Origin of the sequence: Bradyrhizobium vignae (genome assembly GCF_900324035.1) — a bacterium.
Classification (GTDB): Bacteria; Pseudomonadota; Alphaproteobacteria; order Rhizobiales; family Xanthobacteraceae; genus Bradyrhizobium; species Bradyrhizobium vignae.
The window spans coordinates 2,791,562-2,812,141 of the sequence record NZ_LS398110.1; the positions used below are offsets into that span (position 1 = coordinate 2,791,562).

23 protein-coding genes and 2 pseudogenes are annotated in these 20,580 nt (G+C 62.5%); 14 read left to right on the forward strand and 11 right to left on the reverse strand.

Going from position 1 to position 20,580, the window contains the following annotated elements:
- The first annotated feature begins 144 nt into the window (after positions 1–144).
- Positions 145–1,119 carry a quinone oxidoreductase family protein gene (locus tag BRAD3257_RS13460; protein ID WP_122402230.1) on the forward strand — a complete coding sequence of 325 codons (975 nt, stop codon included), beginning with the start codon at positions 145–147 and terminating at the stop codon, positions 1,117–1,119.
- A gap of 38 nt (positions 1,120–1,157) precedes the next feature.
- On the opposite strand, the gene BRAD3257_RS13465 is transcribed toward BRAD3257_RS13460, so the two are convergent.
- Together BRAD3257_RS13465 and BRAD3257_RS13470 are read right to left on the reverse strand one after the other, a co-directional pair.
- On the reverse strand, positions 1,158–1,433 hold the full coding sequence (locus BRAD3257_RS13465; RefSeq protein WP_122402231.1) for a hypothetical protein: 276 nt from the start codon (positions 1,431–1,433) through the stop codon (positions 1,158–1,160).
- Positions 1,434–1,545: 112 nt separating this feature from the next.
- Positions 1,546–2,154, reverse strand: coding sequence for a S24 family peptidase (locus tag BRAD3257_RS13470; protein WP_024343287.1), 609 nt, complete (start codon positions 2,152–2,154; stop codon positions 1,546–1,548).
- Positions 2,155–2,320: 166 nt separating this feature from the next.
- Here BRAD3257_RS13470 and BRAD3257_RS13475 point away from each other — a divergent pair, with 166 nt between their 5' ends.
- On the forward strand, positions 2,321–2,845 hold the full coding sequence (locus BRAD3257_RS13475) for a GcrA family cell cycle regulator (protein WP_122402232.1): 525 nt from the start codon (positions 2,321–2,323) through the stop codon (positions 2,843–2,845).
- Between the two features lie 46 nt (positions 2,846–2,891).
- The gene (locus tag BRAD3257_RS13480) at positions 2,892–3,467 is read left to right on the forward strand and encodes a hypothetical protein (RefSeq protein ID WP_122402233.1); all 576 of its coding nucleotides are present in this window, start codon (positions 2,892–2,894) and stop codon (positions 3,465–3,467) included.
- 46 nt (positions 3,468–3,513) lie between these two features.
- Here the strand turns inward: BRAD3257_RS13480 and BRAD3257_RS13485 are convergent, their stop codons facing one another.
- Positions 3,514–3,870, reverse strand: coding sequence for a hypothetical protein (locus BRAD3257_RS13485; protein WP_100232835.1), 357 nt, complete (start codon positions 3,868–3,870; stop codon positions 3,514–3,516).
- A gap of 565 nt (positions 3,871–4,435) precedes the next feature.
- Between BRAD3257_RS13485 and BRAD3257_RS13490 the strand changes: the two genes are divergently transcribed.
- Positions 4,436–4,621 (forward strand): hypothetical protein, encoded by a 186-nt coding sequence (locus tag BRAD3257_RS13490; protein WP_122402234.1) that lies wholly within the window; start codon positions 4,436–4,438, stop codon positions 4,619–4,621.
- A 141-nt stretch (positions 4,622–4,762) separates the two neighbouring features.
- Positions 4,763–5,107, forward strand: coding sequence for a phasin (locus tag BRAD3257_RS13495; protein WP_122402235.1), 345 nt, complete (start codon positions 4,763–4,765; stop codon positions 5,105–5,107).
- 381 nt (positions 5,108–5,488) lie between these two features.
- On the opposite strand, the gene BRAD3257_RS13500 is transcribed toward BRAD3257_RS13495, so the two are convergent.
- Positions 5,489–6,319: an alpha/beta fold hydrolase gene (locus BRAD3257_RS13500; RefSeq protein ID WP_122402236.1), complete on the reverse strand. Its 831-nt coding sequence runs from the start codon at positions 6,317–6,319 to the stop codon at positions 5,489–5,491.
- A gap of 148 nt (positions 6,320–6,467) precedes the next feature.
- Positions 6,468–7,991: a ShlB/FhaC/HecB family hemolysin secretion/activation protein gene (locus BRAD3257_RS13505; RefSeq protein ID WP_244608014.1), complete on the reverse strand. Its 1,524-nt coding sequence runs from the start codon at positions 7,989–7,991 to the stop codon at positions 6,468–6,470.
- Here BRAD3257_RS13505 and BRAD3257_RS13510 point away from each other — a divergent pair.
- Positions 7,922–9,295 (forward strand): annotated as a pseudogene (locus BRAD3257_RS13510) (putative bifunctional diguanylate cyclase/phosphodiesterase); the annotation flags it as partial. The gene BRAD3257_RS13505 and the pseudogene BRAD3257_RS13510 overlap by 70 nt on opposite strands.
- Before the next feature lie 16 nt (positions 9,296–9,311).
- Here the strand turns inward: BRAD3257_RS13510 and BRAD3257_RS13515 are convergent.
- The gene (locus BRAD3257_RS13515) at positions 9,312–9,572 is read right to left on the reverse strand and encodes a hypothetical protein (protein ID WP_174221567.1); all 261 of its coding nucleotides are present in this window, start codon (positions 9,570–9,572) and stop codon (positions 9,312–9,314) included.
- A gap of 257 nt (positions 9,573–9,829) precedes the next feature.
- Between BRAD3257_RS13515 and rocF the strand changes: the two genes are divergently transcribed.
- Both rocF and BRAD3257_RS13525 read left to right on the forward strand, forming a co-directional pair.
- On the forward strand, positions 9,830–10,807 hold the full coding sequence (gene rocF / locus BRAD3257_RS13520; RefSeq protein WP_122402238.1) for an arginase: 978 nt from the start codon (positions 9,830–9,832) through the stop codon (positions 10,805–10,807).
- Between the two features lie 179 nt (positions 10,808–10,986).
- Positions 10,987–11,271, forward strand: coding sequence for a hypothetical protein (locus BRAD3257_RS13525; protein ID WP_122402239.1), 285 nt, complete (start codon positions 10,987–10,989; stop codon positions 11,269–11,271).
- A 63-nt stretch (positions 11,272–11,334) separates the two neighbouring features.
- On the opposite strand, the gene BRAD3257_RS13530 is transcribed toward BRAD3257_RS13525, so the two are convergent.
- From BRAD3257_RS13530 to BRAD3257_RS13550, 4 genes are all read right to left on the reverse strand, one after another.
- Positions 11,335–12,621 carry an NRAMP family divalent metal transporter gene (locus tag BRAD3257_RS13530; protein ID WP_122402240.1) on the reverse strand — a complete coding sequence of 429 codons (1,287 nt, stop codon included), beginning with the start codon at positions 12,619–12,621 and terminating at the stop codon, positions 11,335–11,337.
- Between the two features lie 233 nt (positions 12,622–12,854).
- Entirely contained in the window at positions 12,855–13,040 is a 186-nt protein-coding gene (locus tag BRAD3257_RS13535; RefSeq protein WP_122406545.1) for a hypothetical protein, read from the reverse strand.
- Positions 13,041–13,760: 720 nt separating this feature from the next.
- Positions 13,761–13,982 (reverse strand): hypothetical protein, encoded by a 222-nt coding sequence (locus BRAD3257_RS13545; protein WP_122402241.1) that lies wholly within the window; start codon positions 13,980–13,982, stop codon positions 13,761–13,763.
- Positions 13,979–14,179, reverse strand: a complete 201-nt coding sequence (locus BRAD3257_RS13550) for a hypothetical protein (protein ID WP_122402242.1) — start codon at positions 14,177–14,179, stop codon at positions 13,979–13,981. Before BRAD3257_RS13550 ends, BRAD3257_RS13545 begins: the two co-directional genes overlap by 4 nt.
- A gap of 324 nt (positions 14,180–14,503) precedes the next feature.
- Here BRAD3257_RS13550 and BRAD3257_RS39700 point away from each other — a divergent pair, with 324 nt between their 5' ends.
- The 5 genes and pseudogenes from BRAD3257_RS39700 to BRAD3257_RS13570 all read left to right on the forward strand — a co-directional run bounded on the left by BRAD3257_RS39700 (position 14,504) and on the right by BRAD3257_RS13570 (position 18,485).
- Positions 14,504–14,671: a hypothetical protein gene (locus BRAD3257_RS39700; RefSeq protein WP_160118810.1), complete on the forward strand. Its 168-nt coding sequence runs from the start codon at positions 14,504–14,506 to the stop codon at positions 14,669–14,671.
- A gap of 225 nt (positions 14,672–14,896) precedes the next feature.
- Positions 14,897–15,055: pseudogene (locus BRAD3257_RS40980) on the forward strand (GNAT family N-acetyltransferase); the annotation flags it as partial.
- A 233-nt stretch (positions 15,056–15,288) separates the two neighbouring features.
- Positions 15,289–16,557: a CaiB/BaiF CoA transferase family protein gene (locus tag BRAD3257_RS13560; RefSeq protein WP_122406546.1), complete on the forward strand. Its 1,269-nt coding sequence runs from the start codon at positions 15,289–15,291 to the stop codon at positions 16,555–16,557.
- Between the two features lie 149 nt (positions 16,558–16,706).
- Positions 16,707–17,912 carry an acyl-CoA dehydrogenase family protein gene (locus tag BRAD3257_RS13565; protein WP_244607943.1) on the forward strand — a complete coding sequence of 402 codons (1,206 nt, stop codon included), beginning with the start codon at positions 16,707–16,709 and terminating at the stop codon, positions 17,910–17,912.
- A 9-nt stretch (positions 17,913–17,921) separates the two neighbouring features.
- Positions 17,922–18,485 (forward strand): flavin reductase family protein, encoded by a 564-nt coding sequence (locus BRAD3257_RS13570; protein WP_122402244.1) that lies wholly within the window; start codon positions 17,922–17,924, stop codon positions 18,483–18,485.
- A 16-nt stretch (positions 18,486–18,501) separates the two neighbouring features.
- On the opposite strand, the gene BRAD3257_RS13575 is transcribed toward BRAD3257_RS13570, so the two are convergent.
- Positions 18,502–19,419, reverse strand: a complete 918-nt coding sequence (locus tag BRAD3257_RS13575) for an NAD(P)-dependent oxidoreductase (protein WP_162500192.1) — start codon at positions 19,417–19,419, stop codon at positions 18,502–18,504.
- Between the two features lie 164 nt (positions 19,420–19,583).
- Here BRAD3257_RS13575 and BRAD3257_RS13580 point away from each other — a divergent pair, with 164 nt between their 5' ends.
- A complete protein-coding gene (locus BRAD3257_RS13580) occupies positions 19,584–20,567 on the forward strand; it encodes an ABC transporter substrate-binding protein (protein WP_122402246.1) in 984 nt (327 codons plus the stop codon).
- The last annotated feature ends 13 nt before the right edge of the window (positions 20,568–20,580 follow it).

Below are 20,580 nucleotides of genomic sequence, written 5' to 3' on the forward strand. Positions count from 1 at the left end.
TCGAACAGAGACGGAACGACGACCGTTTGTCGTTCGCTGTGACATTCTTGTTACGGCTCTGTACTGTAACGGGCGGACCAAATGCCTATTTGACAGGCCGATCCGGTGTTCGGACTTTCACCTCAACGATAAGGGAGCACGCCCATGACGCATGCCATTCGCTTTCACAAAACCGGCGGTCCGGAAGTCCTGGTCTGGGAGGAGGTCAGCGTCGGCAAGCCTGGACCCGGCGAAGCGCGCATCCGCCACACCGCTGTCGGCCTCAATTTCGTCGACATCTATAACCGTTCCGGCCTCTATCCAGCGCAACTGCCGAGCGGGCTCGGCAGCGAGGCGGCCGGCGTCGTCGAGGAGGTCGGGCCCGGCGTCACTGATCTGAAGCCGGGCGATCGCGTCGCTTATGGCGCCTCGCCGCTCGGGGCCTATTCGGAGGCCCGGCTGATTCCCGCCGATCGTCTGCTGAAGCTGCCCGACGGCGTCGATGACAAGACCGCGGCGGCGATGATGCTCAAGGGGCTCACCACGCAATATCTGATCCGACAGACTTATCGGGTGAAGGCGGGCGATACCATCCTGCTTCATGCCGCGGCTGGCGGTGTAGGCCTGATCTTGAGCCAGTGGGCCAAGCATCTCGGCGCGACCGTGATCGGCACGGTCAGCAACGACGAGAAGGCGAAGCTCGCCAAGGCGCATGGCTGCGACCATGTGATCATCTATACCCGGGAAGATTTCGTGAAGCGGGTCGACGAGATCACCGGTGGCAAGAAAGTGCCGGTGGTTTACGACTCCGTCGGCAAGGACACGTTCCTGAAGTCGCTGGACTGCCTCGCCCCGCTCGGTGTCGCCGCACTGTTCGGCCAGTCCTCCGGCGCGGTGGAGCCGCTCAATCTCGGCCTGCTCGCCCAGAAGGGCTCGCTCTATGTTACGCGTCCGACGTTGTTCACCTACGCCGCCAAGCGCGAAAATCTGGTTGCGATGGCGAACGAACTGTTCGACGTCGTCAAGTCCGGCGCGGTCAAGATCGAGGTGCACCAGACCTATCCGCTGAAGGAGGCCGCCAAGGCCCATGCCGATCTTGCGGCGCGCAAGACCACGGGATCGACCGTTCTCCTGGTCTGATGCTCGGTCGGGCCGTGACGCGAGCTGCCCAGCTTGCGTCACGTCCGATCGTGCTTGTGCAGATCGCGGGTGTGATCAAGGCGGATTGCCTGGAGGTCGACGTCTTCGGGCGGGATTTGGGGCAAGGCAGCCTCACTCAGGATGGCCTCGGTCACATCCTCGACCGCATTCTCGACGATTTCGTGGATGAACGAGATGTTCTGGTATTCGCCCGAGGCGATCCGGGAGACGACCTCGCGCCTTGTGATTTCGGGATCGACCACCGCCTCGCGGCCCCGCCGCCCATAATCGATCATCACGACGAAATATTGCATGAAAACGATCCTGCCGCGCCCCGTGGTCGGGAACGCGGCAAGTATTTCTGAAAATCGGAATGTTGTCAACCGCGGATTTCGGTATTAAAGAAATCGCAGGCCGTGCGCTCCCTTACTTGCCCTTCTTGCGGGGGCGCGCCGATTTCGCGCGCAGCCGCTCAAGCTGCCCCTTGGGCATGGACAGGCAGATCTCCCCGACCCAGTCGAGCTTGACGCCGACGATCGGCTTGGCGTTGAAGCTCGTGAGATTGACGACAGAGGGTGATTTTCCCCGCTCGATGGTCTTCAGATAGCGCTCGCCGGTCTTGAGCCGGACCACCGCCTCTTCGCCGTAGAAGCTCGACAGCGGATGGCGCTGGTCCTTGTAGACCACGATCACGTCGCCGCTTTCGTACTTGGGCAGCATCGAATCGCCCACGATCTCGAATGCGATCGTCTCTTCCATGATGGGGAAGGGCAGCGTGACGTCGCCGAGACCTTCCGGCGGAACCTGTTCATAGTCCGGCTCGATCACCGCGCCGGCTCCGACGCGGCCCATGATCGGCGCGAGATTGAGCTCGAGATATTCCATGATCGGAATGATCTCCGAGGCCTTCACCAGGCGCTCGCCGCCGAGGATCTCCGACACCGCGCCGGGGCGCACGCCCATAGCCGCCGCGAGGCCGCCCTTGCTCTTGCCCGTCTTCTCCAGGCCCCGCTCGATCATTGCTACGTCCAACATGGTGATTCCCTCGATTGCGCACCGTCTCGCCTCTTATAATCCGAAATTCGGAATTGATGCAATTATGAATATCAGAATTATTGCTTGACACCCTATTCGGAATAACGGAATGTGTGCTTCGCCTCCCGGTCGTTCGTTGGTGGGAGGCGCATCACAGGACAGCAGCATGGAACCGGGCCATTGGCCGTCGGAGCACTCCGACGCGCTTCGCGACTATTTTCTCAAAGGCATGTCTTATGCAGAGATCGGAAGACAGATTAACGCAAGGTTTGGAACGGCTTACACGCGCAGCGCGGTGGTCGGCCGCGCCAAGCGGCTCGGGCTCGTCGTGCCGCAATGGATGACGAGCCCGTCGATCGTGCCGGATGAACCCAGCTTGCTTTCGCCGCGCCGGGCGGCGTTGCCGAACCTGAATCTGCCGCCGAAGTCGGCGATGAAGCCTGCGGCGCGGGTCAAGTTGCGTTGCGTCGGCGTCCAGCCGCGCCTGATCCAACTGGTCGAGCTCGAGCCGACCGACTGCCGCTATCCCTATGGCGGCGACAAGGACGGAGAGGAAATCACCTTCTGCGGCCACCCCCGCCAGCCGAGCTCCAGCTATTGCACGCCGCATGCCCGCCTGACCCGCCGTTCCGAGGCTGGGTCTGCCCGTGTCGCAGGCCCCGTCGTGCTGAAGTTGGTTTCGGTCGCCTGAAGGTGCAGCCGTCCGTTCAATCGTCAGACTTGCAAGGAGAATCCGAGTGGCTCGTGCCCGACGCAACAAATCTTACAAACTGGCGCAGATCTACGACCGGCGGTCGCGGGAGGTGCCGTTCAACGCCGAGGTGGCGGAGGTCGAGGTGGACAATCCGCTCGCGCTCGATTCAGGTGAGAAGATCCTGGCCATCCGCTCGATCCGTAGCGATCCGCTCGGCCGGCTGCACGCGCACCACCAGATCGACGAGGCGCAATACCGCGGCGGGCGCGCCTTCCAGAACGATTGGGAGCGGGCGGAGCGCGGCCCCCAAGCGGTGGATACGACGCGCGAATATGTCGATGGTGCCGGCACGCGCGAGCCGGTCACCGAGAGCCAGCGACAGGCGGTGCTGCGGCTGAACCGGGTCGAGCGCGAGCTCGGCACCGATGGCGCCGCGCTGGTGCACGACGTGCTGGTGCTTGGTCTGACCATGGATCAGATCGGGCAACGTCGCGCCGTCCGCACGCAGCGCTGGAACGATTATTTTGCGCGGCGTTTTCGCGAATGCCTGGATCGGCTGGCGCTGGTCTACGGCTTCGCGACGGAGACGGGAACGCCGCGTGCGGACCGGCGTAGATGATTGCGCGACGCCGGCGGCCTTGGCCGCCGGCGTCGCAGCCCGTTGCTTAGGGATGAGGGACAATCTGGTAGGGTGTGGTGTAAGGCTCGACGCGGAGCGAGGCGTTGGCCAGAAGCCCGATCTTTGCAGTCGGCGCTTGCTGTAATTCGCCGTTCGGCCCACGATGCACGTTGTATTGCCAGACGGTGAGATCGCCCTTCTGTGCCAGCGCGTGTGCAACGGCGCTCGCATCATTGCCGCCGAGCGCCTGAAGCTCCTCCGCTGACAATCCGACGACGATTTCGTCCTTGATGGTGACGATCTTGAACAGGTTCATCTTGGTCTCCTGGGCCCATGCGCCTTGTATCGAAAGGGTGAGAAGCGCGACCGCGGCGCCCTTGATGAGATCGCAGCGAGAAAGCATGCCGTCGTCCTCTTGGTGCTGACGCGCGCCCAAATCAAAGAGTCTTCAGCCATGGCGCCCGTATCTGCGTGGCCGTGCCGCAACGGCTTGGTCGCTCGCTCGCGGACAACGGTTCACGGCGGAATCCAGACGGATGGATCCTGCCGCGAGCAGCAGCGCCAGGACCGAGACCGGAGACCGGCTGCAAAATCGACTTTCGTGCTGGCGATGCAACCGCGGCGATTGGACTCAACGATAACGGGTATGCGCCGGATTGCCGGCGATCAGGGGTTGTGTGCGTGATTGTTGCCACTTGTTGACGCAGGTGGGTGACGGCGGTCGGTATTCCTGATATCCGGAATCACCGTGGCGTGATGCAGACGAAGCATCGCAATACCCACGATTGAGCTTGCCGGATAGGTTGTTGCTTGGCATAGTTACAACCAACTGGTTGGGCCGCCGTTTGAATGTCGTTCAGCGTGCCAATCCGGCGGGCGTCCCGGCCGAGAGTTCGTCGGGATAGGTTCTGTTGCGGCGTTCGGTTCTCGAGTGGATCACGAAGGCCGATGCTTGTCATAGGTGCGAGATGAAAAACCTCGATTTCGCGGCTGAGCTGCATCTCAAGCTCGGTGTGCCTACAAGCAGCACTGTCGAAAGTCTGCGTCTGCTCCGCGCATTCCTGAAGCTCGCGCCTCGGCAGCGTTTCGAAGTGATCAAGCTGGTCGAAGATCTCGCCACCGAAGAAGCTCTTCCCGAGCACCCCTTGTGCTGAATCCGGCCGCGTGCCGGGTCCATTCGTCTCCCCTCTTTTCTTGGCAGAACCTGGCTCGCCGGCGTCGTTCCCCCGAGGCTGGCCGCTGGAAGGCGGTCCGGCAAGTGTGGTATTCAGTTGGGAAAAGGGAGGAGTGCGACCATGATTGAACCAAAGCTCGAGGTTCCGGCCGAACTGCGCGATTTGGCCGAAAAGACGATCGACCAGGCGGAAAAGGCATTCGGCATGTTTTTTGAAGCCGCCACCAAATCGATGTCGACCGTTCCCGGCGCGGGGACTGAGGTGTCGAAGCAGGCGCTGGCTTTCACAGAGCAGAACATGAAGTCGGCCTTCGAGCATGCCCGCAAGCTGGTGCATGCCACCGATCTCCAGGAAGCGATGCAAATCCAGTCCGATTTCCTGCGCAGTCAGTTCACCAGCGCCGGAGATCACATGCGCCAGATGACTGGCAGTCTCATGCAATCAGGCAAAGGCAAGTCGTCCTGATTCTCGGCGTGTGTACAACGTGCCCGCAAATTGATCTTGTGTGGCATGGAGATCCGCGCTTCGATACTTGCGCAGGTCCATGACGGGCCACCGGATGATTTCATTCGCCGTCCGTCATCCTTTCTGCTGATCCCTGCCGGTCCTCCGGCAGGGATTTGCATTTGTGGCAGGTCGTGATCGTTCGGGATGAATCGTCAGGCTATTGTTTGAGCATGATTTTTCGCAAAACCGCTGCACCCGCGGGCCGGCCGAGACATTTCGTATCAAGGCTTTTCGCATCGAGACTTTCGGTATAGTGCGACACGTGTCTCTCCGACGCTGCACCGCACTTCTACCTTGCCGGCTCGCTAGCCGCCTTGATCTGCCGCAAAGCGCTCCCGGCTAATAGTCGCCCGGATTCATGATCATCGGGCTTCCCGTATCGGCGGGGGCCAGCGCGCTGCTGGCACTGTCGCGCAGGAAATGGTCGAGCGTCGCCTGAATCTTCTCCTTGACCGCATCAGGACCGCGGTCGCTCATCTCGGTATGTTGTGCGCCGGTGTGGACGATGTCGATGCCGCGCGCCTTGGCCTGTTCCGGCGTCGGCAGGACGCCGGGGTCGGTCAAGAAATGAGGATCCTTCGAGCGGAACGAGAGAATCTTCAGATGATCGCTGAGCACGAAAGGCACCCGCAGATTGTCGAGCGTGATCACCTTCGACACCAACTCGGGGTGCTGATGGGCGACATACATGGAGACATCGCCGCCGTTGGAATGGCCGACCAGCGTGATGTGGTCGTATTCGACGTTCTCCTGCCGTCTCTTCAGTTCGCCCAGCACGAAGAGGATGTTTGCTTCGCAACGGATGTAGACTTCGCGCCGGCCGACATAGGGCTGACCGACATGGGTCATCAATGGCGGATCGCTCGGCAAGTCCTGCTGGATGCTGGCAACCAGATAGCCTCGCGCGGCGAGCACGTTGGCAAGGAAGGAATATTCGGTAGCCTTGACAGTGTTCCCGTTGCTGATGATGGCGAGCGGAAGCTTCCAGAGGCCCAGATTGGCCTTGGTCTCGTAGTCGCGCCGCACGGCGATCTCGACCGCGATCGGACGCTGGCGCGAGGCGTCGAACAGGGTCAAGGTCTCATGGCGGATCGCGAACCGGCTCACGACAAGATATTCCCCGACGCCGAGGACGCAGAGAAACGCCAGGATCGCAAACACCCTCTTCATCGCTTCGTTCTCAATCAATTTTGACTGAACGTGGTCATTGGGAACTCCCGGATCGAGCGATCGTGAGCGGGTTACGGGATTAAATTTAGGCAAGTCTGTGAGCGGCGCCCCGAAAGCGCCGCCCGGGTGCCATCGCACCAGACAAGGGTTAAAGGCAGCCGGCCTTGCTGCGATCGGGGCAGAGCCGGAACGCGCTCGAGAGCGTGAAAAGGAAGCGCGGGCTACGGCGCTCGTTGTCCGGCGCCCGGTAGCTCAAGGGGACCGCCACGCCGAGATCGGCCTGGAGATCGTATGGCAGGAAGAACCGCACGCCGGCTCCGGCCGATGTCAGCGACAGCCCATCGCTCAGGCGATAACCGTCATTCCAGACTGCGCCTGCGTCGCCGAAGACGTAGAGCTGATAGCCCGCCCAATAGCGGAAATTGAGCTTCTGATCGAAGCGCAGTTCGGCCGAGCCGGCAAGGCCGTTGTCACCGCTGATCTCGGCTGCGCCATAGCCTCGGCCGAAGGCCGCGCCGCCAAGATAAAATTGCTGCGAGGTGACTAATGGCCGTGATGCCGTCTGGCTCGCAGCCGAGAGCTTGAGCGACCAGGCGTCGTTGAGCGTCTGGTAGCGCGTGAACCAGAAGTTCAGCACCGAGAAGTTCGACGAGGCGCCGTCGCGCGATAACAGATCATCGTCGAAATGCGATGCGCCAAAGATGTCGAGGCCGTGGCGGTAGGTCAGCGTCGCGAGATTGGTGCCGCCGAAGCGATCCTGGAGCCGGTAGTCGGCGGTCAGGCTGACGGTCCTGATGTGGTCGTTGTACCAGGGGCCGTAGATGTCATGCTCGGACACGTTGCTGAAGGTCCCGGCGACGGTAAGCGTCAGCCCGGAGGATTGCGACATGAAGGGCACGGCGCTTGCTCGCACCTCGAAAGCTTCGGTGGTGGTGATGTCGCTGTCGAGGCGGCGTGCGTCACCCGGCCGGACCGCGCTGTACAGGACGGAAGCACCGAGGCGGACACCGTCGACGCCGACGAGCGCGTCATAGGACAGGCGTACGAAGCCGAGCTCGCGGGGATCGTTGGCAATGGTCGACAGGTTGACCGCCAGCGCGTCGCCGGGCGCGAGATAGGAGTTGAACGCGCCGGTGGCGTAGGTTTGCCAGGGACCGACCGACGACGATCCGAGATTGTCCAGGCCGAACGAGGAGAAGACGTGCCAGGGCTTCAGATAGACGGTCAGGCGGAAGCGGCCGGTCGTACCGCCGATCTCTTCCAGCGCGGTGTCGGTGATCCGGACGCCCGGCTTGCCGCTGATCAGGAAGAGCTGGCGTTCGAGTGTTGCCAGCCGCGACGGTTGTTCGGCCAGAACCGGGCCGAGCATCGGCCTTACGCCGAACTGCTCGGCGCCGTCGCCTTTCAGCTCGGCCTGCACGATTGCGCCTTCGATGACCTGGATGCGGACGTGGCCGTCGGCAATGTCCTGCGGCGGCACGATGGCCCGGCTCAAGTGGAATCCGGCTTCGCGGTAGAGGTCGCTGATCGTGCCGGCGATCGCGGCGAGGTCCGCCTGCGAAACCTTCTTGGCGAGATAAGGCTGATAGACCGCTGCGATGCGATCGGGGGAGATACGGAGCGATCCTGCGCGATATTTCGGTCCGCAAACGTGAAGTTGAGCGTATTCGATACTTGGCCGAACACGACGCTGACCGGGCTTGCCAACCGGAGCATGCTGCAAGCTGGCCTCACCGATCTGATCCGTGCGGCAGAGCGGCGCTCTTCCGGCATCGCCCTGCTCGTGCTCGGGCTCGACGGCTTCCAAGAGATCAACAACATGCTCGGACACTCGGCCGGCGACCTCGTGCTGCGCGCGGTTGCCGAGCGTCTCCAGAGCGAAGTCCGTGGTAAGGCGATCGTGGCCCGGCTCGGCGGGGAAGAATTTGCCATCGCGATCGATTGCGCGAAAGTCGGCGAGCCGATCGCAGCGTTTGCCGAGCGGATCGCGCACGCGTTTGAAGCGCCACTCGCAACGGGCGCGCGACAGCACCGCGTCAGGATCAGCGTTGGCGTTGCCGTCTATCCGGAAGGTGGGCAAAAGGCCGATGATCTCCTGAGCAATGGCCATCTGGCGCTGAGCCGCGCGAAGAGGACCCGGCGCGGCAGCCATGTGATCTTCGAAAGCGTGATCAGGCAGGAGCTCGAAAACCGGCTGACGCTGGAACGGGAGCTGGCACTTGCCGCCGACCGCGGCGAGTTCGAACTATTCTACCAGCCGCAGGTTCGTCTGATCGACGGCAGTCTGGTCGGAGCCGAAGCGCTCATTCGCTGGCGACATCCGGTGCGCGGCTACGTCTCGCCCGGAGAGTTCATGCCGGTGGTCAACACGTCGGCCCTGTCGGAGCGGATCGCGAACTGGGTGATGGAAACCGCCTGCCGCCAGCGCGAGCCTGGGAATTGTCCGGCAACAACGTGCGCGTCGCGCTCGACCTCGCGCCCTCGCAGCTTCAATCCGGCGATCTCGCGCATTCGGTCGCGGCCCTGCTCGACGCGACGGGGCTGACGCCATCGCTTCTCGAAATCGAAGTCACCGAAAACATCCTGCTCCATGACGAACGCCGTGTGCTCGCCATGTTCAAGCGGATTCAGGAGCTCGGCGTCCGAATCCTGTTCGATGATTTCGGTACCGGTTATGCGAGCCTGAGTTATCTCAAGAAGTTTCCGCTCGACGGGCTCAAGATCGACCGATCGTTCGTATTTGGGCTTCTCGCGAATTCCGACGATGCTGCCATCGTCAGCTCGACGATCGGCCTCAGCAAGCAGCTCGGTCTGACGGTCGTGGCTGAAGGCATCGAGAACAAAGCAACTGCCGACCTCCTGGTCAGCATGGGATGCGGGGAAGGGCAGGGATATTTCTTTGGCCGTCCGATGCCTGCCGCGGCATTCGAAAAGCAGTTCCTGGCCGCGGAGCCCGAGGCTGTCAGCGCGGCCTGAGCAGGGTGGTTTGCTGCTACCGCCGGCGCGCTATTGCGACGCCAAAGAGGAATGCGACGAACAGGCTGGTCAGCGGTGCTTCGCGCGTGATCGCCGCGACTGTCGCGAGAGTTCCGCCAGGCTTTCGCGCTTCCTCGATCGTAGAGGTCAGGCGGTCGACAGCTGCGCGCAGGCCTCCCGCGACCTCGCCGATCGTGCGGGAGACGTCCGTCGCTGCATCGATGGCACGCTCGGCCACACCGGGTTGGGAAGTGGGTTGCGGTATCTCCGTGCTCACGGGCGCGACCTCCAGGCCTGACATGCGGGCCGACACCTTTGGCTATCCGCGCGAGCGCTCGTTTTGAACAGCGGGTCTGATGACCTTTGGCTATCCGCGACAGGCGCCGTGATTGACGGCGGGTGCCGGCCTTGGATGGGCAATTCAGCGCGCGGGATTTTGTTCCGGATGATTTGTTCGGGCGGACCTTCCCCGGGAAACGACGGGTGCGAATCTCTGTTAGGCTAGGTCAACCTTGCTGATGTCAGGAGACAGCCGTGACCGATCGAACCATGGCGGATCGAGCCCGGCGCATCGCCTTGCTCGGCGCTCCCATCGACATGGGGGCCTCGCAGCGCGGCACCTTGATGGGTCCTGCCGCACTGCGCACCGCCGGCCTTGCGACACTGCTAGAAAGCCTGGATTTCGAGGTCCGCGATCATGGTGATCTTTCCGTCGCCGGAGTCCCGGACCTCACCGACAGCCCGCCCGAAAAAGCCAATCACTACCGCGAGATCCAGCGCTGGACGCGCGTGCTGAGCCGCAAAGGTTATGAGATCGCGACAACCGGCGCGCTGCCGATCTTCCTCGGCGGCGATCACACGCTGTCGATGGGATCGGTCAATGCGATGGCGCGTCATTGGCAGGAACGTGGACGCGAGCTCTTCGTGCTCTGGCTCGATGCCCACGCCGATTACAACACGCCGGAGACGACGATCACGGCAAACATGCACGGCATGTCAGCCGCGTTCTTGTGTGGCGAGCCCGGCCTCGACGGCCTGCTGGGTGACGATCCGCGCGCTTCGATCAATCCGGACAAGCTGGACCTGTTCGGAGCCCGTTCGATCGACAAGCTCGAGAAGGAGTTGATGCGCTCGCGCCGGATCAGGATCGTCGACATGCGCCAGATCGACGAATTCGGCGTCGCCGTCCTGATCCGCCGCGTCATCGAGCGGGTCAAGGCGGGCAATGGCGTGCTGCATGTCAGCTTCGACGTTGATTTCCTCGACCCTTGCGTGGCGCCGGGCGTCGGCACCACAGTGCCGGGTGGGGCCACCTATCGCGAGGCGCACCTGATCATGGAGCTGTTGCACGATTCCGGCGTCGTAGGATCGGTCGACATCGTCGAGCTAAATCCCTTCCTGGACGAACGTGGTCGGACCGCGCGTACTGCAGTTGAGCTGATCGGCAGCCTATTCGGTCAGCAGATCACCGACCGGCCGACACCCAGCAACGCAATCGCGCCGGGCGAGTAAAGCGGCGGACGGCGTGTGTGCTGAAAGCGCAGCAGTCGGAAACGTGTTCACGGCGCGGAATTTGGTTTCGGCAAAGCAATAGGAAAGGCGCTGTTGGCTCGGAACTTGCTTGATGGAAACGGGAACCTGATGGGGCGCTATCGCATTAACCTGCGATAGAGAAGATAGCGGATCCTTCGATGACAATTGCCCGTTTCGCAAGCTCCATCTCCGCCGCCCTCCGCCATCCCGGCGTGATCGCGCTGATCGTCGCGGGTGTGACGATTGCTGCAATGCTGATCGTCGACCACGGACCCTGGAGCCGCGCCAAGACGCAGCCGGCCCATGTTGCAATGTATGCGACCACGGGAGACGCGGCACGGGCCGCTGGCGCCACGGTGCTACCGACCAAACCGAAGTCGCCGATCGAGCCAGTGCGGCCGGGACCCAAGACGTCCCCCACCGTCAATCCCGTGACGCCGTAGCGCTCTCGGCTGCTGCGACCGCTCGTCTTCGGCGAATGCGCGCGGCAATCGTGCGCAGTCGCGTCATCCAGTCAACGACGAACCCAGCAAAGCGAGGACGGCCAGCGCCATCAGCGCGGTGGCGAGCCAGCCCAGCGCGATCAGCCATGAGGGGGCCCTGAAGCGGCCCATGATCGCGCGGCTGGAGACGATCAGCATCATCATCGCCATGATGGGGACGGCGACAATGCCGTTGAGCACCGCGCTCCACACCAGCATATGGATCGAGTCGATCCCGGTGAAGCCGAGGCCGAAGCCGATGAGGGTTGCCGCGGCGATGATGGTGTAGAAGCCGGCCGCTTCGTCCGGCTTCGCCTCCAGCGTGGCACGCCAGCCGAAGATCTCTGCGACGCCGTAAGCGGCCGAGCCCGCCAGGACGGGGATGGCGAGCAAGCCGGTGCCGATGATGCCGGTCGCAAACAGGGCAAAGGTGAAATCCCCGGCGAGCGGCCGCAACGCTTCAGCCGCTTCCGTGGCCGAACTGATGTTGGTGACACCGTTGGCGTGCAGGACCGACGCCGTGGTGAGAATGATGAAGAAGGCGATGCTGTTGGAGAGCAGCATGCCGGAGATGGTGTCGGCCCTGATGCGAGCGAGCTCCGGGCGGCCGCCGTGCTTGAGTTGGCGAAGCGGCTTGTCACGCCTGCCCTGGTTCATCTCCTCGACCTCCTGCGAGGCCTGCCAGAAAAACAGATAGGGGCTGATGGTGGTGCCGAGCACGGCGACCACCATCAGAAAATAATCGCCGCTGACATTGGCCTTCGGCCACACCGCGGCGAGCAGCGCCGTGCTCCAGGGAATCCTGACGGTGAAGGCGGTCGCGACATAGGCGAACAGCGCCAAGGTGAGGAATTTCAATACGGGCGAATAGCGTCGGTACGGCAGGAACACCTGGAGCAGGGTCGAGCCGGCCGCGAAGATCAGCGCGTGCTCGTGGTTCAGGCCGCCGATGACGAGTGAGAGGGCCTCGGCCATCGCGGCGATGTCGGCGGCGATGTTGAACGTGTTCGCGGCAACGAGCATGGCGACCAGCGCCAGAACCGCCCAGCGCGGTGCGACCTTCACGACGTTGGCGGCCAGCCCCTTGCCGGTGACGCGTCCGATCTGCGCGCTGACGAGCTGGATCGCGATCATGAATGGCGTGGTCAGAAATACGGTCCACAGCAGACCGTAGCCGAATTGCGCGCCGGCCTGCGAATAGGTGGCGATGCCCGACGGATCGTCGTCGGCAGCTCCGGTGACGAGGCCGGGCCCCAATCGTTGCAGCAGCGTCGGCGCGGATTTTGTGGGGGCCGCGTCGCTGTCGCTCATGGAAGGGGGCCTCAGTCAGGGTTGTATCTTCATAGCAAATGCCGACGAGGGAATGAAAGTTCCCGGCCACGCGAGCCGCGCATTTCTGATAATGCTAAGTCTGCTTGCTCCGTCGGGCAAAACAGGGGTAGATTGCCATCATCGAGCAATTCAGGACGTCACGCCCGTTCGCCAGGCTTCGCGCCCGGTGGCGGTGGCGGATGCCGCATGGAAGTGGTGCTGCGCCCAGCGTCCTACTTGACGCTGACGAGCATGCCCCAGGCGGCGGCCAGCGCCGCGCCGGTGAAAAGGACCACCGGATTGTCGCAGAAGGTGCCGCCATAACTGCACGCGTCTGCTCCGAATTGGCCGAGCTCATGATGGCTCGCGGAATAGAATAGTCCCGACAGCACCAGCAATGCAGCAGCGACGTAGTACATTGAAGATCTCTCCGGCTTGCCGCCGTTCCAGACGACATGTCCCAGCATGACGCGGAGAGATTTCGTTTCGCCGAATCCGCTTTGCTGCATTTGAGATAAAGTTTGCCCCGTCGGACAAACACTGGCAGAATGAGACCATAGGCGAGCGCCGGCGTCGCGACGATGGCTGGCGTTCGGGATGAAAGAAGGCCCCGCATCGCGGGGCTTTTGTCGTGTGGCTTTGTGAGGCCTGTCGCCGCAGATCGCCCCGACGAAACACGCCTGAAACATTGCTGAAACCGGATCGTCCTGAACTCCGCCGGGCCAAGCCCCGACCAACGGAGCGAACAGGAGAGACAATCATGATCCAGATCGGTTCGAAGGAAGAAGTCGCGCTGTTGCTGGCGCTGTTCGGTATCCATACCCAGCCGGTCAAGCGGCCGAAGCCGAGATCGCAGCAAAGGTGAGAGAGGCCATGCCCGGTTTGGCCGAATGTCAGAGCCTGTTGCGGCTCCTGATCGCCAGGGGCGATCCCAAGGCCATCCGCTCCGCCAAGGGCGTCATCGACCAGTTTTTGAACACGGCACGGCGCCGGCCAGCGCCCGTGGGCACGGCCTGCGCGTGCTCCAGCGCGACGCACTCGACCAGCACGATGTCGCAGTCGGCGTGCAGCGCTCGTTCGCCGAGATCGAGCGCAAGCTTGCGGAGGAGTGAGGGGGTGTTGCGATCGCACGCACGCGATCATTGACGCGTCAGTGTCGGGCGGGTTGGCTCGAGTAGCCGAGACTGCTCGGACTCCAGCACGGCGATCTTCCGGCCGAGTTGCCAGACCTCGACCTTGCCCAGCCGCGTGAACTGCTTCGCAAAAGCCAAGGCAGAGGAATCGGACGAGGCTTCAAAGGCTTCGGCGGAGCGGAAGACGCCGTTCTCGCCGACGAGATAAGCGCGATATTGCTGCGTCATGTCGGCGCCCTCAGGCCGGGCGAGCGGAGCCAGGCCTCGATCTGCATGGCCGTCTCGTCCTGCCGCGCCTGACGCAGCAGCATCTCACGGCGGCGGCCCGGTGCCAGTGTGCGCGCTTCCTCGCGGCAGCGAGCGGCCTCGTCCGCGAGTCTTTCGTTCAGTGTCGTGGTCTGTTTGAAACGACGCCGCTTCAGCATGGCGCGGCTCCTCGTTGGAGTAGGGCGGGAGCGCAACTGGCGTTCTCATCGCCGATCGATGCCTCAAGCCTTGATGGCTTAACCTTATGCTCCTGGCAAAGCGGAGTCACATCATTTGATATGTTGCGCGTATTAAATTTTCAGGTGCAAGTTCAGTCGTTTGCGCCACTTACTCATCTTGCGCGCGTGACACCAAAGTTCATTTTTGAACCGAAGCGACTCCAGCTAGTTTGTAGGACATCACCGGCCAAGGCTTTCGTCCGTGGGCGTCGGTGGCTGAGAGACCGAGCGCGCTCCCGCCTGCAAAAGCGAAGGGAGCACCAGATGCGGGTCTATCGGCCATTGCCTGTCGAACATGAGCAGGCCGAATACATGCGGCAGATCGTGCGCGAATGCCGCGAGTTGTTGAAGCAACCGCCACCCGATACGTTTCTTGGACGCAAGACGCAGGACGCGCCTTCGAAGCAAGAAGCGGACGACGACTTCGCGTGACAGGATGCGGTGCAGATTTCTTGCATTGGGGCGGATTGAAGCACAACGTCCAGCAAACTGTTTGAAGGCGCTCGGCCCATCGGCGAACGCCTCGCTATTGCTGAAGCCGCGCTCGCGATACGGCGACAGTGCCGGCTCGATCGCCGGGGCGCCTCCGGTGGCGAGGCTCAGCCCGCGCGTCTTCGCCTCGACAGCTGCATTGGCATGAGGCCAGAGCCATCTTGCGCCCGCTCGACGAGAGGGGAATGGGACAGTGTCGTTTCGGATACGACAGACAATCCCGTGTCTGCCAATAACTTCATCCAGTCAGGTTATCGGCTCTTTGAGCCCGAGGTACTTTGGGCCTGGTCGCATACACTTTACTGGAGAAAGTGGCTACGGTGAGCGCTGGAGCGTTTCCCGCGACGCGGAACGCGGTGTGTATGGTTCATCAGAGTTGTGGCGTAGCCTGTATGCGCAGGATGGCGAGAAGCCCGGCAGCCCGACGGCTGCCGGGCTTCTTTTGCGTTTATAGGCAATGCGGGTGAAACACTTGCGAAGTTGGCAGCGTCAGGCTTTAAGTTTGCTCTTGCAGGAAATTCGGCGGCCATGAGCCGATGCAAGGGAGAGCGCTGTCGATGCCCACCAAGCCTCATCTGCCGGTACGTTCGTCGCGAGGGACGGGAGGGCCGAGTGCGCTCGATGGTCTGCTGGTCGTCGATTTCACGCGCGTGGTCGCCGGGCCGGCCTGCACCCAGACGCTCGCCGATTATGGCGCGCACGTCATAAAGATCGAGAATCCCGACGGCGGCGACGACACGCGTGCTTATGAGCACGCCGAGATTGGCGGCGAAAGCGCCGCCTATCTCAGCCTGAACCGCAACAAGCGCGGCATTGCGCTCGACCTTGCCGTGCCGGAGGCTCGAGAGATCGCGCTGCATCTCATCCGCAAAGCAGATGTGGTGGTGGAGAATTTTTCGAGTGGGGTCATGAAGAAGTTCGGGCTCGACTATGAGTCGGTCGCGCCACTCAATCCTCGGCTGGTCTATTGCTCGATCTCCGCCTACGGACGTACCGGACCGTTTGCCTCGCGTCCGGGCTTCGATCCCATCACGCAGGCGGAAAGCGGCTTCATGTCACTCAACGGATTTGCCGACGGCCCAGCGGTTCGTACCGGTCCGCCCATCGTGGACATGGCGACAGGCATGTCTGCCTGCAATGCAATCCTGTTGGCGTTGCTGGCGCGCGACCGGCTCGGCCGCGGCCAACATGTCGAAGTCGCCCTGTTCGATATCGCGATGGCGATGACCGGCTTCTATGGCATGGCCTATCTCATCAATGGCGAAAATCCCGGCCGGTTCGGCAATTCGCCGAGCGGCTCTCCCACCGTCGGCGTCTACGAGGCCTCTGACGGGCCGCTCTACATGGCATGCGCCAACGACCGGCTCTACCGCCGGCTCGTGGTCGAGGTCCTGAATCGGCCCGATCTCATCTCCGATCCGCGGTTTGCCACGCGCAAAGCTCGTTCGGAGAACAAGGAGCTCTTGCGGGCAGCCATTGCAGAGGTCTTTGCCAGCGATACTCTGGAGAACTGGATGGCGAAGATGAAGCTGACGAATATCCCGGTCGGCTATCTCCGGACGGTCGAGGAGGGTTTCAATGCGCCCGAGGCTCGCGAGCGCCATCGCCTGAACCGGATTCCGCACCCTACAGCGGAATGGGTGCCCAACATCGAGCCGCCCATTACCATGAGCCTAACCGCCGCGATCGATCCCGTTGCGGCGCCCCTGTTGGGCGAGCATACCGAGGACGTCTTGCGCAACATCCTCGGTTACGACGAACGTCGGATCACGGAGTTTACCCAGAAAGGTGTGTTTGGTTCCGGCAGGCCCTCGACGCCGACGTGAGCCCAAGGACGGTCCCATGGCACCAGGCACGTGCAGCGCGCGGATCGATGCTTTGCAATGCCGGCTGCATTGGCTTGATTTGGCGAAGGGGCGGCCGCATAAATACGTGAAATTGAGGGACACGAATGGCGCCGGATCGAAAGCCGAGCATGGGACGGTCCGCCGCGCCGGAAGCCGGCGAAGGCGCCTATGCGGCAATGATCGCGAAGGCCCGCGGTCTCGTGCCGCGATTACGCGAGCGGGCGGCGCGGACGGAGGAGCTGCGGCAGCTCCCCTCGGAAACCGAGATCGATCTTCATGACGCTGGCCTGTTCCGAATGCTCCAACCAGCCCGGATTGGCGGGGCCGAGCTCGACTATGTCGCTCTCGTCGATTGCGCCGAGCTGCTCGGGCAGGCGGATGCGTCGGTAGCCTGGAATCTCGCCAATCTGGCGAGCCATCACTGGATGCTCGGCATGTTCGAGCAGAAGGCGCAGGATCTGGTCTGGGGCCGCGATCCGGACGCTCTGATCGCATCCTCATTCATTTTTCCCGCCGGACGCGCCACGCGGGTCGAGGGCGGATACCGGCTGCACGGTAGCTGGCCATTCTCCTCGGGCGTTGCCTCCTGCGAATGGAATATGCTTGCAAGCGTGGTCTACTCCGACGACGAGGCGGACGGCATCGAGTATCGAATTTTTCTGGTGCCGAAAGGCGATTACAAGGTGCTGGACACTTGGAACGTGGCCGGACTGCGCGGGACGGGATCTTGCGACGTGGAGGTCAGGGACGCCTTCGTGGCTGACCATATGTCGGTCGCCGTCGGGGACCTTGCCGGAGGCCCGACACCCGGAAGCAAGGTCAACCCGAATCCGCTGTATGCGCTCCCCGTGTTCTCGCTATTTCCTTACGTCCTCTCCGGCGTTGCGCTCGGCAATGCGCAGGCGTGTCTCGACGATTACACGGAGATCGCACGCCATCGCATTTCGACCTACAACCGGGCCAAGCTGAGCGATTTTCAGAGCACCCAGATCAAGATCGCGGAAGCCTCGGCCAAGATCGATGCCGCACGCCTGATCATGCGGTCGGCGTGTCTCCAGGCCATGGAGGACGCACGGTGCGGCCATATCCCTGACATGGCGACCAAGACCAGATATCGGCGCGACGGATCTTTTTCAGTGAACTTGTGCACGGACGCGGTCTCGATGCTGTTTGCCGCGAGCGGCGCGCGGGGTCTGTTCACGACCGGCGTGTTGCAGCGGCAGTTCCGTGATGCACACGCGATCAACTCGCATCTCGCGTTCAATTTCGATGCGGCGGGGACCAATTATGGACGGGTGGCGCTGGGCCTGCCGTCCGAGAATCTCACGCTGTGAGGTCGGCCGATGAATGATCTGCCGAAGCAGCCCCGTGCTCCCGATCCCGCTAACGAGTTCGCTAGCGACAGCTCCCAGATCGATCCTCGCGACTTTCGCAACGCGCTCGGAACCTACGCAACGGGCGTGACCATCATCACGGCGGCAGCGCCCGACGGCAAGCCCTACGGACTGACGTGCAATTCGTTCGCCTCGGTCTCGCTGAATCCTCCGCTCGTTCTGTGGAGCCTCGTCGTCTATTCCTCGAGCCTGATCATCTTCCAGAACGCCAGCCATTTCAGCGTCAACGTTCTTGGCGCTTCGCAACAAGAACTTGCGAACAAATTCGCTAAATCGTCGGATGACAAGTTCACCGGCGTCGGCTGGACACCTGGCCTCGGCAACGCGCCGGTGCTCGCCGAGAGCGTCGCCAACTTTCAATGCCGCTCCGTGAATCGCTACTATGGCGGCGACCACGTGATCTTTCTCGGCGCGGTCGAAGCCTATACCTACAATGCGACGGAGCCGCTGCTCTTCGCGAGAGGGGCGTTCGGTCGCTTCATGGCCGACGATGAGCGCAAGAAGGCGCCTTAACGCTCTTCAGGTCGCCCTAGACAGCGTGGCGCTCTGCCGCTGAAAGCTTGTAGATCTCCAACGCGTCCGCGTCCGCACCTCGCGCGGCCTTCGCTAGCCTGAAGAGCTGTCCGGCAAGCGAAGCCATCGGCACCGGCGTCGACGTCGCCTGTGCGACATCGGCAACCGTATCGAGGTCTTTGAGCATCGTGGCGATGTGGCCGAGCGGCGGGGTGTGAATGCCCTGCACCATCCGTGGCACGAACAGCTGGAGCGGGATTGAATCTGCAAAGCCGCCGGCGAGCGCTTCGGGCAATCGATTGGCATCGATTCCGGCGTTCGCGGCCAAGCGCGTTGCTTCCGCGAGCACGGCCATCGCGCATCCGACGATCACCTGGTTGCAAAGCTTTGTGGTCTGGCCGGCGCCGACCGGCCCCATGTGAGTGAACCTGCGTGCCATGGCCAGAACATAGGGCCGCACCCTCTCGACGTCGTCAGCTTCTCCGCCCGCCATGATGGCGAGCGTGCCTTCGTCGGCGCCCTTCGTGCCCCCGGATACCGGCGCGTCGATCCAGCCCGCACCGTTGGCGTCTTTTAGTCGCGTTGCAAGATCGCGCGCCGCGTCTGGATGAATCGACGAGAAGTCGACGACAAGCTTGCCAGAACCAGGCGCCGATGCCAGACCTTCGGGTCCGAAGATCACCTCCTCGACCGCGGCCGCATCCGTCACGCACATGAAGACGATATCCGAGTTCACCAAGAGATGACGAGGCGTGACCGCGCGCTGGGCACCGGCCTTGGCGAGCGGCGCCACCTTGCCCTCCGAGCGGTTCCAGACAGCGACTTGATAGCCGGCCTCGAGCAGGCGTCGGGCCATCGGCGTTCCCATGAGTCCAAGGCCGAGATAGCCGAGCTTCTCGGTGCCTTGCGGGTTTGCCTTGTTCTCATCAGCCATAGGTTGCCTCCTTCTGTCGCAATGCGACGCCGCTTTACCATACATTGCACATCGAACGGCAAAAGCGCTTGCTCGCATGGCTTGCCTCATTGTTTGAACCATGAAACATTTGAGGCGGTCGGGTTGGCGGGCGCCGGACGGCGCCAGAGTAGCGGAGTGGCACGATGCGAACCGTTTCGAGGTGGATCCTGGCTTTGGGGGCGGCAGCGGCCGCGAGCGCGGGGGCAAGCCAGTCATGGGCGCAGCAGACGATCCGCGTCGGCTGGACGATTCCGGCCGAGGAATCCAAATATTGGATGATGCGCAGGCCGGCCGAATTTCCCAGCATCGGTAAGACCTACAATATCGAATGGACCCAATTCCAGGGCACCGCGCCGATGACGCAGGCATTGGCGGCCGGTGCGTTGGACTGTGCGACCCAGGCGCCGCTGTCGCTCGCCAACGGCGTGGTCGGCGGCAATCTCAAGGCCTATATCGTGGCGCAGCACGTTTTCGAGAAGCCCGGCGGTTTCTCGGTCTACTGGGCCGTCAAGGATGACTCGCCCATCAAGACAATCGCGGATCTCAAGGGCAAGACGGTGGGCATTTCCGTGATCGGTGGCGGCACGCAAGGGCCGTTCAATCTGCTCTTGAAACAGAATGGCGTCGATCCGGCCAAGGACATCAAGCTGGTCGAGGTCGGCTTTGCCGTCTCCGAGGACGCGCTGCGTCAAGGCCGCGTAGATGCGGTCAACATGAACCAGCCGTTTGCCGCGCGCGCGGAGGCGAAGGGCGGCACCAGGAAGCTGTTTTCGTTGTCCCAGGCCATGCCGAACATCGTACACATCCTGGAAGCCTGCCGTGCTGACTTCGTCGACAAGAATCCGGAGCTGGTCAAAGCCTATGTCCGTGACATCACGTCAGGCATGAAGAAGGCGCTGGCCAACCGCGAGGAAACCTTGAAGGTGGTGTCCGAAGTGCTCAAGGCGCCCGTTCCGGTGCTCGAGACCTATCTGCTCAAGGACAACGATTTCGGTCGCGATCCGGGCGCAGCACCAAACTTCCCCGCGATCCAGAAGATGCTGGATATCTATGCAGAGACAGGAATGCTGCCGAAGCTAGATGTCGCACAGTTCAAGCATCAGACGATCGTCGCTCCGCTGCAATAGAGGCGGGCGAATT